Consider the following 12,901-nt stretch of genomic DNA (forward strand, 5'->3'; position numbering starts at 1 on the left):
AACCGCTACTGCTCAGATGTGCAGATCCTGCACCGTCGATTACGTGGGTTCTGCCTGGCTGGGGGCGGGTGGTGCGGTGGCTTTCGCTCCTCATCATGGTCGGCGTCGCGCGGGTCATCGGCCCCTGCTCCACGGCCGATTGAGTCCTGAGTTGACGCCTGCCCGGTTCTCCTTCATCCCCCGGCAGCCCGGCTCGGCCTTCGCCTACTAGCTACACGGGCGCGGCCTGGCATATATCGGTATCCGTTCCTTCCCGCGGCGCGCTACGCAGCAGCGCAGTCCGCGCAACGTCCAAAGACCTCGAGGATGTGGCGGGTCACGGTGAATCCGTGACGTGCGGCGGTGTCGCGGATCCACTCCTCGTCGGATGGTTCGATCTCCACAGCCGTTCCGCATTCCTCACAGACCAGGTGGTGGTGATGCGCACCAGGCTCGCAGGCTCGGAACAGTTGTCCGCTGGGCACGGGGATTGTGTCGGCGTGCCCGGACTCGGCCAGCGCATTCAATTGCCGATACACGGTCGCCAGCCCGATGGGAGTGCCTTCGGTATTGATGCGCTGGTGCAGCTGAGTGGCGGAGATGAAGCCGGTTGCCTCCTCAAGGGCTTGGCGCACGGCTTCCTTCTGGACGGTCTGACGGCGTTCACGGATCGCGGCGTTCATGGTCGCCTCCTCTCTGCGGGGTGAGAAGCCCGCTCAGTAGTATAGTCACATTGCAATCTGTTTATGTGTGTGATGGGATGAAAATCATGGGCGTGGAGACGGGGCTTGCCGATGCGGCGCAGCTATTCAAAGTCCTCGGTAGTGAGTCGAGGCTCGGGTTGCTGCATCTGATCGGGCAGGAGCCGCGCACAGTGAGCGCCCTCGCGGAGGCGAGTGGGCTGTCGCAGCCGCTGGTGTCGCAGCATCTGCGGACGCTGCGACAGGCGGGCCTGGCGGCCTCGACGCGCCACGGCAAGGAGATCACGTACCGCCTGTCCGACTTGCATGTCAGCCATGTGATCGCCGACGCGCTCGCCCACGTCCGAGAGCCTGCCGCGACCGAAGAGGTCGCGGACGAGGAACCCACCCATCCAGAACAGGAGTCAGCATGACCATCACAGACATCCACGCGGAGCACACGACGTCCGAGCATCAGCACGGCACCGGCTGCGGGCATGAGCCGGTGCAGCACGGCGACCACGTCGACTACGTGCACGGCACTCACCGCCACGCCCTGCATGGCGACCATTACGACGAGCACGAGTCCATCGCCGAGCACACTCCGGCCGACCACGCTCACGGCGCCGACTGCGGACACGAAACCGTCGCGCATGATGGGCACGTCGACTACGTCCACGACGGCCACAGGCACGCGGTCCACGAGGACCACTATGACGAGCACTGACACCGCGCCGGCGCCAGGGTGAGGGGATGCGCGATAAAGCTCGCGCATCCGCTCACCCATGTCCGGCTCCCTCAGATCCTCGCCTCGAGGCGGGCGAACGAGCCCGCCGCACTGCGAAGGACCCGGGCTGTACCGGCCTCGATGACACGCCCGCGGTCGATCACGAAGACGGCGGCATCGTCGGGAACGAGGTCGGCGCGGTGCGTGATCTCGATGACCGTCAGGCCCCTGCGGGTGCGCGCGAGGCGCTTGCGGACGGTGTGCGCTGTTGCGGCGTCGAGCTGGCTGAGGGCCTCGTCGAGCACGAGCGCTTCGGGCCAGTGGACTAACGCTCGGGCGAGGGCGAGCCGCTGCAACTGCCCGCCGGACACGGTCACTCCGCGTTCACGCAGGCGAGTATCCAGCCCTTTCGGGAGTAACGCGAGCCAGTCATCGAGCGCCGCGATCGTGATCGCCTCGACGATGGTTGCCTCGTTTGCGTCAGGGGCGGTCAGGCGCAGGTTGTCGGCGATGGTGCCCGACAGCAGGGTCGGGTGCTGGGAGACGAGGGCGACCCGGCGGCGCAGCTCGTCGATCCGCAGCTCGCGCACGTCTGCGCCACCCAGGTGCACTGTCCCGCTCTCGGGGTCCAGACCGCGGGCGAGGAGAGCGGCCAGCGTGGACTTCCCGCTACCGGATACTCCGGTGACGAAGGCCCAACGGCCGGGGGCGAATCGCGCGGAAAGCTCGCGGAGGGTCGGCTGATCGCTGCCCGGGTGACGGGCGGTGACGCCTCGGAGTTCGACGCCACTGTGCTGGGGTACGGGGCCGGGATAGTCGCTGTCGCGTATGGTCGGTTCGGCGTCGATGATCTGCCGGATGCGGTCGGTCGCGGCGAAGGCCGTGTCGAGGCCGGAGGCGAAGCCTTCGACGCCGCGTACCGGCCCCCACAATCCCACCGCCACCGCCAGCGCCACGGCAGTCTCGGTCGGTGGAAGGCCAGCCATTGTGCCGATGGCGAGCGGCACGATGAGCGAGCACATCTGCAGCAGCACGATCGTCATGGTGCGCTGCGCCCGGATGACAGCGGCGTGCTCGCGGGCGGAGGTCAGCGCACGGCCGGTGTCGTCGAGGTCTCGCAGCCGGGCGTGTTGGGCGCCGAAGGCGAGCACCTCGCGGGTGCCCTGGATATCGTCCCCGACCCGCGCGGCGAGAGCCCCGCGCACCGTAGCGACGTGGCGGGCAGCCCGCCACGTCGCCGGGCTTGACCAGGCGGGTAGGAGCAGCGCTATTGCGACGAACGGTGCCGTCACAGCGGCGAGGAGTCCGTCCACCGCCACCCCGAGCCAGGTCAGCGTGACAGCTGGTACGACCAGCGCGGAGGCGGCGGGCGGGAGGGCGTGGGCGAAGAACACCTCGATACGGTCGATGTCCCGGGTGGCCCGCTCAGTCAGCTCGGCTCCCGCGCGTCCTGTGGTCGCCGCGGGTGCTTGCGGGATGAGACGGGTGAAGAACAGCTCCCGCAGCCGCTGGAGAGCGGTGAAGGCGACCCAGTGCCCAGCATAGTGCTCCAGATATCGCAGACCGGCTTTCGCGATGGCGAGGCCCGCGAGCCAACCGATCACGCTCGGCACGGACACCGCCCATCCGGTCGCGGCCTGGCCGAGTGCGGCTGCCGTGACGGTCAGCAGGGCGACTGCGAGGAGCTGGTTCGCGATTCTCGCCAGCACGGAGACGACCAGAGGGGGAAGCAACTGCCGGGTGTGGCCGATGAGCCAGGCGGTCAGGCGGAGCCGGGTCATGCGCTCGCTCCCTCTGTGCCGGGATGGATCAAGGTGCTGAGGTCGATCACGCGGTCGGCGGCGAGGATCGCTCCGGGCCGGTGGGCGATCATGAGCACGGTGCGACCCGCCTCGAGCCGATCAAGTGCGGCGAGGATCGCGGCCTCGCCGGCCAGGTCGACCTGGGAGGTCGGCTCGTCCAGCAACAGGATCGGGGCGTCGCGCAACCAGGCGCGGGCGATCTGCAGCCGCTGCGCCTGCCCGCCGGATAGCAGCCGGCCATGCTCTCCGACCTGAGTGTGGAGCCCGGCGGGCATGGTTTCGATCTCTCCGCGCAGTCCGGCGAGGTCCAGCACTTCCCACAGTCTCCGGTCATCGGCGCGCGGAGCGGCCAGGCGCAGGTTGTCGGCGATGGTGCCGAGGAACAGGAAGGTGCGCTGCTCGACCACGGCCAGCCGCGATCGCACCTCATCCGCATCCGCGATCCGGGTGTCGAGAGCGTCCACGAGGACGCGGCCGGCGCGGGGGAGCAGATGGGCTTGCAGAAGTGCGGCGACGGTGGACTTGCCGATCCCGCTCGAGCCCACCAGTGCTACTTTCTCACCGGCCTCGACGCGTAGCGAGACTCCTTCGATGACCGGGGCGCCTCCGGGCCACCCCGCGGTGACCTGCTCGAGGACCACCGTTCCGGGACCGTCGGGGTCCCGGAGGCGAGTACCGGCGGGGGCGGGCGTGGACGATGCAGCGGCGGTGAGGTGATCGCCGATCCTGCGCTGAGCGGCACGTCCGGCGATGCCGATGTAGAAGAACTGGCCGATGACATCGACCGGGCCGATCACGAGTGTCGTCATGAGCACGATCGCCACGCCGCCGCCCAGGGTCAGCGTCTCCTCCAGAATGCGGGTGGTTGCGATACCAGCGGCGGCGACCACGATCGTGAGGGAGAATGCGGCGTCGACGACGAGGATGAGCAGCTGGTTGCCCGCCAGTAGCCGCATCAGGTGTTGGCGATGCTGCTCGCCACGACGCGCCAGCTCCGCTCCGGCGCGCTCGGCGGCGCGGGCGTAGACGAGGGTGCCCAAGGCCTGGATCGCCTCCAGGAAGGCTACGGTCAGCCGGGCCTGGGAGCGGCGGTACGCGGTGCCGATCGGTCGGACGATCCGCTGGAACCCGCCGATCAGCGGCGGGACGAGCAGCACCAGCAGCGCGAGCCATCCTGCTGTCGCTGCATCGACGGTGAGAGCCATAATCGCCAGCACGAGGGACGGAATGGTCAGCGCGCCGAAGATCGGGCCGAGGAACCCTGCCCGATAGTGTGCGGTCTTCTCGGTGGCGTCGGTCGCGACCGACAGCAACTCTCCCGAGCGGCCGGTCGCGGTCATGACACCGTCGGTGAAGATACGACTGATCACGAGGTGCCGAAGATGCCGCTCTGTCTCCGAACACGCCCATTCAGAGAAAGCGGGGCCCGCTGCGGCGCACCCGGCGGCCGTCAACGCGAGGGTGACGAGTAGCAGGATCCGTCCCGTCGTCAGCGGCTCCCCGTCTAGGACGGCACCGACCCGGACGAACAGCAACGCGATAGCCGCAGCCCCCGCCCAGGCGATGCCGACCGAGATCCACAACACCCACCGCGGCGTCGCCGATCGCACATCCGCATGCACGGACGTGCGGTCGGTGGCATGCCCACTGGGATGGCCGGAACGACTTGGGGCCCGCATGCTCATCCGACCCGCTGCCGACCATCCAGGACGGGGGCCGATGATCGAGAGGCCACCATCGCCGTCACTCCGTCCGATCCGCTACGACCGGCCAGGAGGGGAACGGGTCGGGGAATCGCACCCACGCCCGGGCGCCGGCGGCGAGCTCAGTGTCGGTGAGCGCGGCCGCATCCAACGCCTCCTTGAGCGCGTCAGTGTCGAGATCGATTCCGATGAACGCCAGATCCTGGCCCAGCGCGAGCAGATCGTCCTCATCGCCAAGGTCGTCGTCGCGTCCGAGCGAATCGAAGGAGATCACCTGACCGACGTGATCCCACCGAGCGATGATCTGCGGGCGGGTGGCGAACCGGCAGAACCCGGCAGAGCGGATCACCGCGCCGAACTCGCCCGCTTCGATCCTCTCGTCCAGCAGATGCTTGAGACGGCCGGGATGCAGCGGGCGCACGTTCTCGTAGTGAAAAGCGCTGACGCGGAGGTCGGTCATGTGGGGGTCGTAGTCGCCGTTCAACAGCCCGACCCAGCCCGGGCGCTCCTGCCCGACCGTGTATACGGTGTCGCACTCCCACCGATCGATCGCGTCCCGATGCAGGCGCAGCCGGGCTCGGGGACTCAGGTGGCTGACCAGCGCCATCACCGTCGACAGATCCACGGTGGGCAGCGTCGCCCAGTTCACCAGGACGATCACCGAGGCATACTCGATCTGGTTCACGGCGAGCAGTGCGTGCGCGGCATGCCGGCCCATTGAGGGGTGCTCGCCCGGAGGCGCCGGGTGGCGTGTATAGCTGTCCTGGCGAAGATCGTCCAGCAGATGCGCCGCGTCGACCAGACACGCGACACCCGTCAGTCGGGTGGGAGCGTCCGGGGTGGCGAGCGTGCCGATCAGCTCGGCCACTTCGGTGTATTCGGGGAACTCGATCACCGCCCCCGCGGGAGCGTCCGACCACGGTGCAACCGCCAACGCCTCATCGATCGGATCCGGGGCAAGCGCGAGCCGGCGGGCGGGCACGAAAGTCCGCCGAGTCATCGCGGCGAGTCGCTTCGCGTAGCGCCGCCGTTCAGGGGCACAGGTGCCGACCACCGCCAGCACGTCGACCTGCTCCACACGAACCTCCATCTCTGAGACACCACTCCGACACCTATATAGTCTAATGATAACTATTCTCAATAGGAGGTGAAGGATGAAGGTTCGAGCATCGATCAAGTCGTTGAAGAATCAGCCCGGGGCGCAGATCGTGCGTCGTCGTGGCAGGGTCTACGTGATCAATAAGCTCAATCCGCGGTTCAAGGGCCGCCAGGGGTGACTGGTGGCGGGGTGCGGGGTTCGGCTTCGCGCCCCGCCAGAGCGGGACAGTTCACCGCGCGGAACAACGTGCTCGCATGTGCGCCCCCGATCGCACGCCGCAATGACGTCGTGACCGGGTTCGGCCGGATCGACCTGAGCGCCTCAGCGTGTTCACGGGCGGTTCAGGAGCCAGAAGGGGGTGTCGCCGATCTGGTCGAATGTGAACCCTGCGCGGGTGGCCTCGTCGGCGAGTATCGCCGGTGCAGGATGGCGGTACTCGTGTTCAGTGGTGTCTTCCACGAGCACGCGCTCACCGTCCAGGGTCAGATAGGTCATACGCCAGCGCATCCGTTCGGTGTCCAGTGGCCAGCCCTCGGCGATACCCCGATAGGTCAACTCGCCTACCTGTGCGGCGGTGAAGTCGTACGCCTCGATGCGGCGAGGCCGTTGCGGCTGCTGCAGGTCGATAAGCGCGGCACCGGCGTCAGGGAGGCGCGCGGCGAGTTCGGCGAGGACGGCCGCTCGTTCGCCGGCGTCGAAGTGACCGATCACGCCGAGCAGAACTGCACCGCCGACGCGTTCAGGCAGGGGAGCGGAGAAGAAGTCCTCCGGTCGCACGGTGACCCGGCCGAACCATTCCGGGTGGGCGGCGATATTCGTCAGAGCGAGTGCTCGCATCGCCGGGCTGGGCTCCAGCGCGCACACCTGCGCCTCTGGCAGCCGGTCGAGGATGGCGGCCGAGTTGAGCCCGGATCCGGCTCCGACGTCGAGGATCGGCCCCCAGTCGGGTCGCACCCGGGGCAGCAGCACCTCGAGCGCGGCGAGCTGCCCTGGCCGCGCGGAGGTGTTGAAAAGGTCGTAGCCGCCGGCTGTCGGCGCGTACGGGTCACGCGTGTTCACAGGTACAACCGCCGGTTCCGCTCGTACGTGCGCTCACGGTGATCGCGATTCTGCTCGTTGCGATAGATCCGGGCCAGCTCATCGCGGTCGGATCCCGAGGAGAGGGTGTGGTCTCCTCGGGTCCTCTCCCAGGGCCGGCGGAGGTGAGCGACCGTCAGCAGGAGTGACGCGCTCATCGCGAGTGTGCGGTCTCTCATCCGTGTTCCTTCCGGGGCGGCTGTAGTTCGGGTTTCCCCTGCTCATACCGTAGCCTATTGAGAATGATTCTCAAATGGCGTGTATGCGTCTAGAAAGCGAAAGCACTCGTGACTTCCTCTTCCCCTGTCCTCGACGCACTCGTCATCGGCGCAGGCCCTGCGGGCATTGGGTCTGCCCTGGCTCTGGCTGCCGTGGATGGGCTGACCTTCGGCGTTCTGGAGCGCGGTCGGATCGGGCAGACGTTCCTGGACTGGCCGGCGCGGCAGAGCTTCCTCACTCCGTCTTTCACCGGCAACGGGTTCGGTGCGACCGATCTGAACGCGATCCACCCGGAGACCTCGCCCGCGTTCAGCCTCGGAACCGACTACCCGACGGGCTCGCAGTACGCGAAGTACCTGCGCAGCGTCGTGAAACACTTCCGTATCCCCGTGATGGATGAGGCCGAGGTCGAGGTGGTGCAGCAGCACATCGACGGGTTCGAGGTGTTCTCCGCCCGAGGCCCGGTGCTCGCACGTTCTCTCGTGTGGGCAGGCGGCGAGTTCGCGCATCCGCTTTCCCCCCGCATCCCGGGCGCCGCGCTCACGGTCCATTCCAGCAGCACGGAGGCCTGGGAGGAGCGACCCGGTGAGCTGGTGGTCATCGGTGGGTACGAGTCCGGAATCGACATCGCCTGTCACCACGTCGCCGCCGGCGCGACCGTGACCGTCGTCGACGACGACCATCCCTGGGATGCGCAGACCGGGTCTGACCCATCGTTTCGCCTCGCCCCTCGATCCCGGATGCGCCTCAGCGACGCCATGGCAACCGGGCGGCTGCGGCTCGTGGATGCCCGGGCTGTCCGCGTCAAACCGGCCGGAGAGGGCTTCACCGTCCGGTTCAGTGATGGCCTGTCGCTGCCGAGCACCGCCCCGCCGATCGCCGCGACCGGATTCGGCCCCGGCCTCGGCCCGGTCGGGCACCTGTTCGCTGCGCGTCCCGACGGGTGGCCGGAGTTGGACGAGGACGACCAGTCCACCGTCGTGCCCGGGGTGTTCCTGTCGGGGCCGGCGATCCGGCACGGCGGGCTGAAATTCTGTTTCGTGTACAAGTTCCGCCAGCGTTTCGCCCACATCGCCGGTGTCATCGGCGAACGGGCGGGAAAAGACACCGGGGCGCTGGAGGCGTGGCGGGATGCCGGCATGCTCACCGACGACCTGTCCTGCTGCGGGGTGGAGTGCGCATGCTGACCGCCCTGCAGCGCACCGGGTTCACCGCGGTCCTGTTCCTCACCGCGATCCTCACCGGCAGCCTGCTCGGCCTGTTCGCCCCCGCGGCAGGCAGCGCGGTCGGCGGGCTTGCCGACCTGCTGATCCTGCTGCTGGTCGCCGCGTCGTTCTTCACGCTCCGTCTGGACGGCGTGCACGCCCTGCGTCGGGTGCCGCGCACAGTGCTACTGGCGGTCGGAATGAACTTCCTCGCCATCCCGCTGATCGCGCTCGTCCTCACCGCGCTGCTGCCCGGCGACGCACTGCGGCTCGGAGTGCTCGTCTACTGCCTGGCACCGTGCACCGACTGGTTCCTTGGGTTCACCCGCCTCGCTGGAGGCGACACGACCACCGGCGCCGCCCTCATCCCCGTGCAGATGATCCTGCAGCTCGCGCTGTACCCGGTGTGGCTGGCGCTTTTTGCCGGTCGCCATATCGATGCGATGTTCGGTGCCGCCGGCCCGGCCCTGCTGACCTGGTTCGTCCTGCCTGCGGCGGCGGGCCTGGGCTTGCGCTTCCTGGTAGGACTGACCGTGCCGCAGGCCCGACGCCACCGGCTCGTGGCAGCGGTGGACCAAGCGATGCCATTCGTGATCACAGCCGTCATCCTGGCGATCTTCGCCGGGAACATTGGAACGATCCTCACCGATCCCCGCTCGTTCGCCTGGGTGCTGCTGGTGGTGTTCCTGTTCTTTGCCGTGACGTTCCTCGTCGGCGAAGCCGTGGCTCGGGCGGTTCGGCTCGAGTACCCGGAGCACGCCGTGCTGACGATGACGACCTCCGCGCGCAACGCCCCGCTCACGCTCGCTGTCACGGTGGTCGCCCTCCCGGACCAGCCCGTGATCTACGCGGCGATCATCCTCGGCATGCTCATCGAGTTCCCCCACCTCACCGCCCTGACCCACCTCCTCCGCAGCCGTCAACCAACTGAGGAGCCGAGAACCGACGCTCAATCGCTCAGCCTGCGATAGCGGTGCAGCCGCCGCAGTCCGGATGCATCAGGTCGCTCGGCGGGCGCGGCGGCGATGGTGCCGAGCCCGCCGCTGTGCGGCATCCTGGTCGAGGTCGACGCCGATCACGACGAGCTCGCCGACAGGCGGCGGGTCCGGCAACGGGGCGATGCGAATCATGTGGCCGACGAGGTTGACGACGTACCCGCGATCCGCCCGCGGACCGAGGACGCTCACCCGCCCCTTGACCCGGTAGGCGCCGGGCGGCGGGTCCTCGAGCAGATCGATCAGCGCCGACGGGCACACCGGTCCAGGCAAAGCCACAGACACAGCCCGAGCGTGCTCATGATCGTCGTGTCCGTGCGCGTCCTCACGGAGGAGCCGCGCCAATGGCAGCTCGTCGACCGGGTCATCGTCGACGGCGGTGTCGAACACGAGCGCGGGATCGATAGCCGCGAGGGTTCGCCGTGCCGCCGACCGTGTCGGACCGGGGCCGACCCACGGCCGGGCAGTGGGGTTCCCCAGAGTTCCGGACTGTTGTCTGTTCAGCCATCGGCTGCTGCCCGGGCGAGGTCGAAGTCCTCTTCGACGAGCGCGCCGTTGACCGCTCCACCGGCGAAGGCTCCCGCGCCGATCGCCATCGGGACGTTCGCGGCCGGGTTCACGACGTTTCCGATCGCCCAGACTTGATCGTGGCTGGTCTTCCCGGCCTGATCGACGCTGAGGAAGGACCCGAGGCCGAAGGGCGAGTCGGTGCGGGAGAGGCCGAGACCTGTGAGGAACCCGTCGTTCGGGCGCGGCGCACCCGTGGTGAACACCGCATCCACCTCGACCATCCGTCCGTCACCCGTGCGCACACCAGTGATGCGGTCGTCCTCGCCGAGAATCTCGACCACCGGCGACGCCACCACCTCCACGCCTCGAGCGCGCATCCGCTGCTCGGCGACGGGATCGAGCGTTCCGAGCCCGGCCGCGAAGAGGACGACTCGATCGCTCCACTGGCGCACGAGCTGCGTCTGATGCAGCCCCATCGGCGAAGTCGCCAGCACTCCCAGGCGCTGGTCGCGGACCTCCCAGCCATGGCAATAGGGGCAGTGCAGCACAGATGTGCCCCACCGCGGCGCCAGGCCTGGGACATCGGGAAGCTCGTCGACGATCCCGCTCGCCACGACGAGCGCCCGCGCCCGCTGGGCCCGCCCGGTCGAGAGCACGATCGCAAGACCCGAGTCTGCCGCCTCCACATTCTGCACGGTGCCGTCGAGGAACTCGATGCCGTACGCGGCGACCTCGGCACGCCCCTTCCGCAACAGCTCCGCAGGCGGTGTGCCCTCGTTGCCGAGGACGCCGTGCATGTGGGCGGCGAACCGGTTGCGAGGACTGCCCGCATCGATCACCAGCACGCGCCGGCGCGCCCGCCCGAGCAGGAGCGCGGCGGACAGCCCTGCGGCACCACCGCCGACCACAATCGCATCCCAGACAGGGGAGGAAGTCGCAGCATTCATAGGATTCAGTTCAGAGCAATCGTGGCAGAATGTGCAAGGACATTTGCGAAAATGGCAAGTCCTGTCTTTGAGGAGGATGAATGAAGGAGGAGCTGACCCAGCTGGGTCTGCGATTGCGTGCGGCGCGACAATCACGGGGATGGACCTTGGACGAGCTGGCCTCTCGGGCAGGAATGTCGGCAAGCACCCTGTCGCGGCTGGAGTCAGGCAAACGGCAGGCGAGTCTCGAGCTATTGCTGCCGCTGACCCGGCAGCTCGGCGTGCGCATCGACGACCTTGTCAACCCTGATTCACCGGATCCTCGGGTGCGGCGCCCCGTGATCCGCCGCGACGGGCTGATCATCGCCCCGCTCGCCCCGGAGGGCTCGCCCATCCACACCTACAAGATCACCTACCCGCCCGTGCGTACCCTCCCGGAACTGCGTATACACGACGGCTACGAATGGGTCTACGTCCTCAGCGGTCGCCTTCGGCTCCGGCTCGGCGAGCAGGACCTCCTTCTCACCCGCGGCGAGGCAGCCGAGTTCGACACCCGTACGCCGCACGCCATGACCGCGGCCGGTGGGAAGCCCGCTCAGGTGCTCAGCATCTTCAACGACGCCGGTGCCCGCATCCACACCCGCATCGGCGCAGCCACCAACTGAACGCCACCGGCTGATCGGCAGCCGGACGGGCTTCGGAGCCAATCGCACCGAGGGAGACTCGTTCACAATTTGGAGCGGAGTAACGGGGCGTAGCGCTCGCCTGGGCGGTTTCGGTCGTCAGATGTCTCGCCGTCGGAACGTGATGAATGCAGCGAGCGTGGTTACGAGCACGGTGAGGTAGAAGACGATGAATCCCGTGAGCGGCGGAAGCATGGCCGGGGTCGGGTACGACCGTCATGATCCGGCTGCCGGCGATGCTCGGCCAGAATCTTGCGATGAAGTCCGCGGCGGTCGCCGGCAGATTCTGGGACAGGGCCGGGAACACGAGTATCGTCGCAACGACGATCCCGAGCGCTGCGGCGCTGGAGCGCGTCAGGATGCCGACCGCCAGGCCGAGAACGGCCGTGACTGCGTGGTTCTGCTGCACGATTCCGCTGTTCTCTTCGAAGGTCGCCTGGCGTGCCCGGTTGCGTTCGTCGCGCTGCTGCGCGCGCAGGTCGGTGAGCGCGTCGGTGACCCGCTGCCACAGGGGTGCCTGCTATTTCGTGTGCTCGGCTTGCGTGGTGGGTGCTGCCATCTCGGCGTTGACGAGCCGCACGGGGCGGTAGTCAACGAGGCCGTGCACTTTCTGTTCGGTGGCGTTGGCCAGGCCATGGTCGGCGCGGTCACGCTCTACCGCGTCGATGAACTGGGCTCGGGCGTCGGTGGTGTTCTCTGTGATGACGCGGAGCTGGTTCTGGCCTTGTCGTCGCTGATAAGACACTTTGGGTGGGGCTTACCCCAAGTGCAACTGGCCGTAAAATACAGAAGATGAGTGCCGCTAAGCGATCCAGACGTCTCGGCTGGGCGATCGCAGCCTCGCTTGCGGGTACGGCGCTGCTGATCTTCTTGATCGTCGCAGTCGTCACGCTCGTGTCGCGAGATACCCGTCAGGACATCAATCTGGCCGATCTGGCACGCAGTGGGACAGAGGTAGTTGCGCTTGAGGGTATGCGCGAAGATACAAGCCAACTGTGCGTGGGCAAATCGGGTTGTGTTCAGGCCTACAGCGCCGATCATGCTGAGATTTTCAAGTTCTCATCTCGCGAGGATGCCTACGAATTCGCCGAGAGATCTCCTAGCGCCTATCAGTCGAACTGGATTGTGATCAGCTTCGCTGATGAGTCCTTAACTGGCAGTGAACGACAAGCTGTCCAGCACTATCTTGACTCGCTCGCGACGTCGGATTGAGCCCAGTGGGGTGGGGGCACCCATCAACGGGGGTCACACACCGCTTCTTCTCGCGCATCGGGACAGTTGCGCTCCAACGTAAAC

Annotated in this window: 16 protein-coding genes; 8 read left to right on the forward strand and 8 right to left on the reverse strand. The window is 67.7% G+C overall.

Annotation, left to right across the window (positions count from 1 at the left end; translation table 11 throughout):
- Positions 1–263 precede the first annotated feature (263 nt).
- Positions 264–662 carry a Fur family transcriptional regulator gene (locus ACTIAO_RS02160; RefSeq protein WP_087054421.1) on the reverse strand — a complete coding sequence of 133 codons (399 nt, stop codon included), beginning with the start codon at positions 660–662 and terminating at the stop codon, positions 264–266.
- Positions 663–748: 86 nt separating this feature from the next.
- Between ACTIAO_RS02160 and ACTIAO_RS02165 the strand changes: the two genes are divergently transcribed.
- Both ACTIAO_RS02165 and ACTIAO_RS02170 read left to right on the forward strand, forming a co-directional pair.
- Positions 749–1,093, forward strand: coding sequence for an ArsR/SmtB family transcription factor (locus ACTIAO_RS02165; protein ID WP_087129782.1), 345 nt, complete (start codon positions 749–751; stop codon positions 1,091–1,093).
- On the forward strand, positions 1,090–1,386 hold the full coding sequence (locus ACTIAO_RS02170; RefSeq protein ID WP_087129781.1) for a hypothetical protein: 297 nt from the start codon (positions 1,090–1,092) through the stop codon (positions 1,384–1,386). Before ACTIAO_RS02165 ends, ACTIAO_RS02170 begins: the two co-directional genes overlap by 4 nt.
- Before the next feature lie 71 nt (positions 1,387–1,457).
- Here ACTIAO_RS02170 and ACTIAO_RS02175 read toward each other — a convergent pair whose 3' ends face one another.
- The 3 genes from ACTIAO_RS02175 to ACTIAO_RS02185 all read right to left on the reverse strand — a co-directional run bounded on the left by ACTIAO_RS02175 (position 1,458) and on the right by ACTIAO_RS02185 (position 5,969).
- The gene (locus ACTIAO_RS02175) at positions 1,458–3,167 is read right to left on the reverse strand and encodes an amino acid ABC transporter ATP-binding/permease protein (protein WP_441904685.1); all 1,710 of its coding nucleotides are present in this window, start codon (positions 3,165–3,167) and stop codon (positions 1,458–1,460) included.
- A complete protein-coding gene (locus tag ACTIAO_RS02180; protein ID WP_441904686.1) occupies positions 3,164–4,867 on the reverse strand; it encodes an ATP-binding cassette domain-containing protein in 1,704 nt (567 codons plus the stop codon). The genes ACTIAO_RS02175 and ACTIAO_RS02180 overlap by 4 nt, the downstream gene beginning before the upstream one ends.
- Before the next feature lie 64 nt (positions 4,868–4,931).
- Positions 4,932–5,969: a GTP-binding protein gene (locus tag ACTIAO_RS02185; protein WP_087129778.1), complete on the reverse strand. Its 1,038-nt coding sequence runs from the start codon at positions 5,967–5,969 to the stop codon at positions 4,932–4,934.
- Positions 5,970–6,045: 76 nt separating this feature from the next.
- Between ACTIAO_RS02185 and ykgO the strand changes: the two genes are divergently transcribed.
- The gene (ykgO, locus tag ACTIAO_RS02190; protein ID WP_087129777.1) at positions 6,046–6,168 is read left to right on the forward strand and encodes a type B 50S ribosomal protein L36; all 123 of its coding nucleotides are present in this window, start codon (positions 6,046–6,048) and stop codon (positions 6,166–6,168) included.
- A gap of 152 nt (positions 6,169–6,320) precedes the next feature.
- Here ykgO and ACTIAO_RS02195 read toward each other — a convergent pair whose 3' ends face one another.
- A complete protein-coding gene (locus ACTIAO_RS02195; RefSeq protein WP_087129776.1) occupies positions 6,321–7,049 on the reverse strand; it encodes a class I SAM-dependent methyltransferase in 729 nt (242 codons plus the stop codon).
- Positions 7,046–7,246, reverse strand: coding sequence for a hypothetical protein (locus ACTIAO_RS02200; RefSeq protein ID WP_087129775.1), 201 nt, complete (start codon positions 7,244–7,246; stop codon positions 7,046–7,048). Before ACTIAO_RS02200 ends, ACTIAO_RS02195 begins: the two co-directional genes overlap by 4 nt.
- Before the next feature lie 108 nt (positions 7,247–7,354).
- On the opposite strand from ACTIAO_RS02200, the gene ACTIAO_RS02205 reads away from it, so the two are divergent.
- Complete coding sequence (locus ACTIAO_RS02205; RefSeq protein WP_441904687.1) at positions 7,355–8,473, forward strand: NAD(P)/FAD-dependent oxidoreductase; 1,119 nt, start codon at positions 7,355–7,357, stop codon at positions 8,471–8,473.
- Positions 8,467–9,462 (forward strand): arsenic resistance protein, encoded by a 996-nt coding sequence (locus ACTIAO_RS02210; RefSeq protein ID WP_441904688.1) that lies wholly within the window; start codon positions 8,467–8,469, stop codon positions 9,460–9,462. Before ACTIAO_RS02205 ends, ACTIAO_RS02210 begins: the two co-directional genes overlap by 7 nt.
- A gap of 27 nt (positions 9,463–9,489) precedes the next feature.
- Here the strand turns inward: ACTIAO_RS02210 and ACTIAO_RS02215 are convergent, their stop codons facing one another.
- Positions 9,490–9,876, reverse strand: coding sequence for a GTP-binding protein (locus ACTIAO_RS02215; protein WP_256971471.1), 387 nt, complete (start codon positions 9,874–9,876; stop codon positions 9,490–9,492).
- Between the two features lie 110 nt (positions 9,877–9,986).
- Complete coding sequence (locus ACTIAO_RS02220; RefSeq protein ID WP_441904689.1) at positions 9,987–10,943, reverse strand: NAD(P)/FAD-dependent oxidoreductase; 957 nt, start codon at positions 10,941–10,943, stop codon at positions 9,987–9,989.
- An 80-nt stretch (positions 10,944–11,023) separates the two neighbouring features.
- On the opposite strand from ACTIAO_RS02220, the gene ACTIAO_RS02225 reads away from it, so the two are divergent.
- From ACTIAO_RS02225 to ACTIAO_RS02235, 3 genes are all read left to right on the forward strand, one after another.
- Positions 11,024–11,587 (forward strand): helix-turn-helix domain-containing protein, encoded by a 564-nt coding sequence (locus tag ACTIAO_RS02225; protein WP_087129771.1) that lies wholly within the window; start codon positions 11,024–11,026, stop codon positions 11,585–11,587.
- A gap of 196 nt (positions 11,588–11,783) precedes the next feature.
- The gene (locus tag ACTIAO_RS02230; RefSeq protein WP_441904690.1) at positions 11,784–12,401 is read left to right on the forward strand and encodes a hypothetical protein; all 618 of its coding nucleotides are present in this window, start codon (positions 11,784–11,786) and stop codon (positions 12,399–12,401) included.
- On the forward strand, positions 12,398–12,817 hold the full coding sequence (locus ACTIAO_RS02235) for a hypothetical protein (protein ID WP_441904691.1): 420 nt from the start codon (positions 12,398–12,400) through the stop codon (positions 12,815–12,817). Before ACTIAO_RS02230 ends, ACTIAO_RS02235 begins: the two co-directional genes overlap by 4 nt.
- The last annotated feature ends 84 nt before the right edge of the window (positions 12,818–12,901 follow it).

The organism is Microbacterium sp. (assembly GCF_052099035.1).
GTDB lineage: Bacteria > Actinomycetota > Actinomycetes > Actinomycetales > Microbacteriaceae > Microbacterium.

Coding starts and splice junctions, on each gene's coding strand:
- ACTIAO_RS02160 (WP_087054421.1), bottom strand. CDS start 662: ATGAACGCCGCGATCCGTGAACGCCGTCAGACCGTCCAGAAGGAAGCC.
- ACTIAO_RS02165 (WP_087129782.1), top strand. CDS start 749: ATGGGCGTGGAGACGGGGCTTGCCGATGCGGCGCAGCTATTCAAAGTC.
- ACTIAO_RS02170 (WP_087129781.1), top strand. CDS start 1,090: ATGACCATCACAGACATCCACGCGGAGCACACGACGTCCGAGCATCAG.
- ACTIAO_RS02175 (WP_441904685.1), bottom strand. CDS start 3,167: ATGACCCGGCTCCGCCTGACCGCCTGGCTCATCGGCCACACCCGGCAG.
- ACTIAO_RS02180 (WP_441904686.1), bottom strand. CDS start 4,867: ATGCGGGCCCCAAGTCGTTCCGGCCATCCCAGTGGGCATGCCACCGAC.
- ykgO (WP_087129777.1), top strand. CDS start 6,046: ATGAAGGTTCGAGCATCGATCAAGTCGTTGAAGAATCAGCCCGGGGCG.
- ACTIAO_RS02200 (WP_087129775.1), bottom strand. CDS start 7,246: ATGAGAGACCGCACACTCGCGATGAGCGCGTCACTCCTGCTGACGGTC.
- ACTIAO_RS02210 (WP_441904688.1), top strand. CDS start 8,467: ATGCTGACCGCCCTGCAGCGCACCGGGTTCACCGCGGTCCTGTTCCTC.
- ACTIAO_RS02220 (WP_441904689.1), bottom strand. CDS start 10,943: ATGAATGCTGCGACTTCCTCCCCTGTCTGGGATGCGATTGTGGTCGGC.
- ACTIAO_RS02225 (WP_087129771.1), top strand. CDS start 11,024: ATGAAGGAGGAGCTGACCCAGCTGGGTCTGCGATTGCGTGCGGCGCGA.
- ACTIAO_RS02235 (WP_441904691.1), top strand. CDS start 12,398: ATGAGTGCCGCTAAGCGATCCAGACGTCTCGGCTGGGCGATCGCAGCC.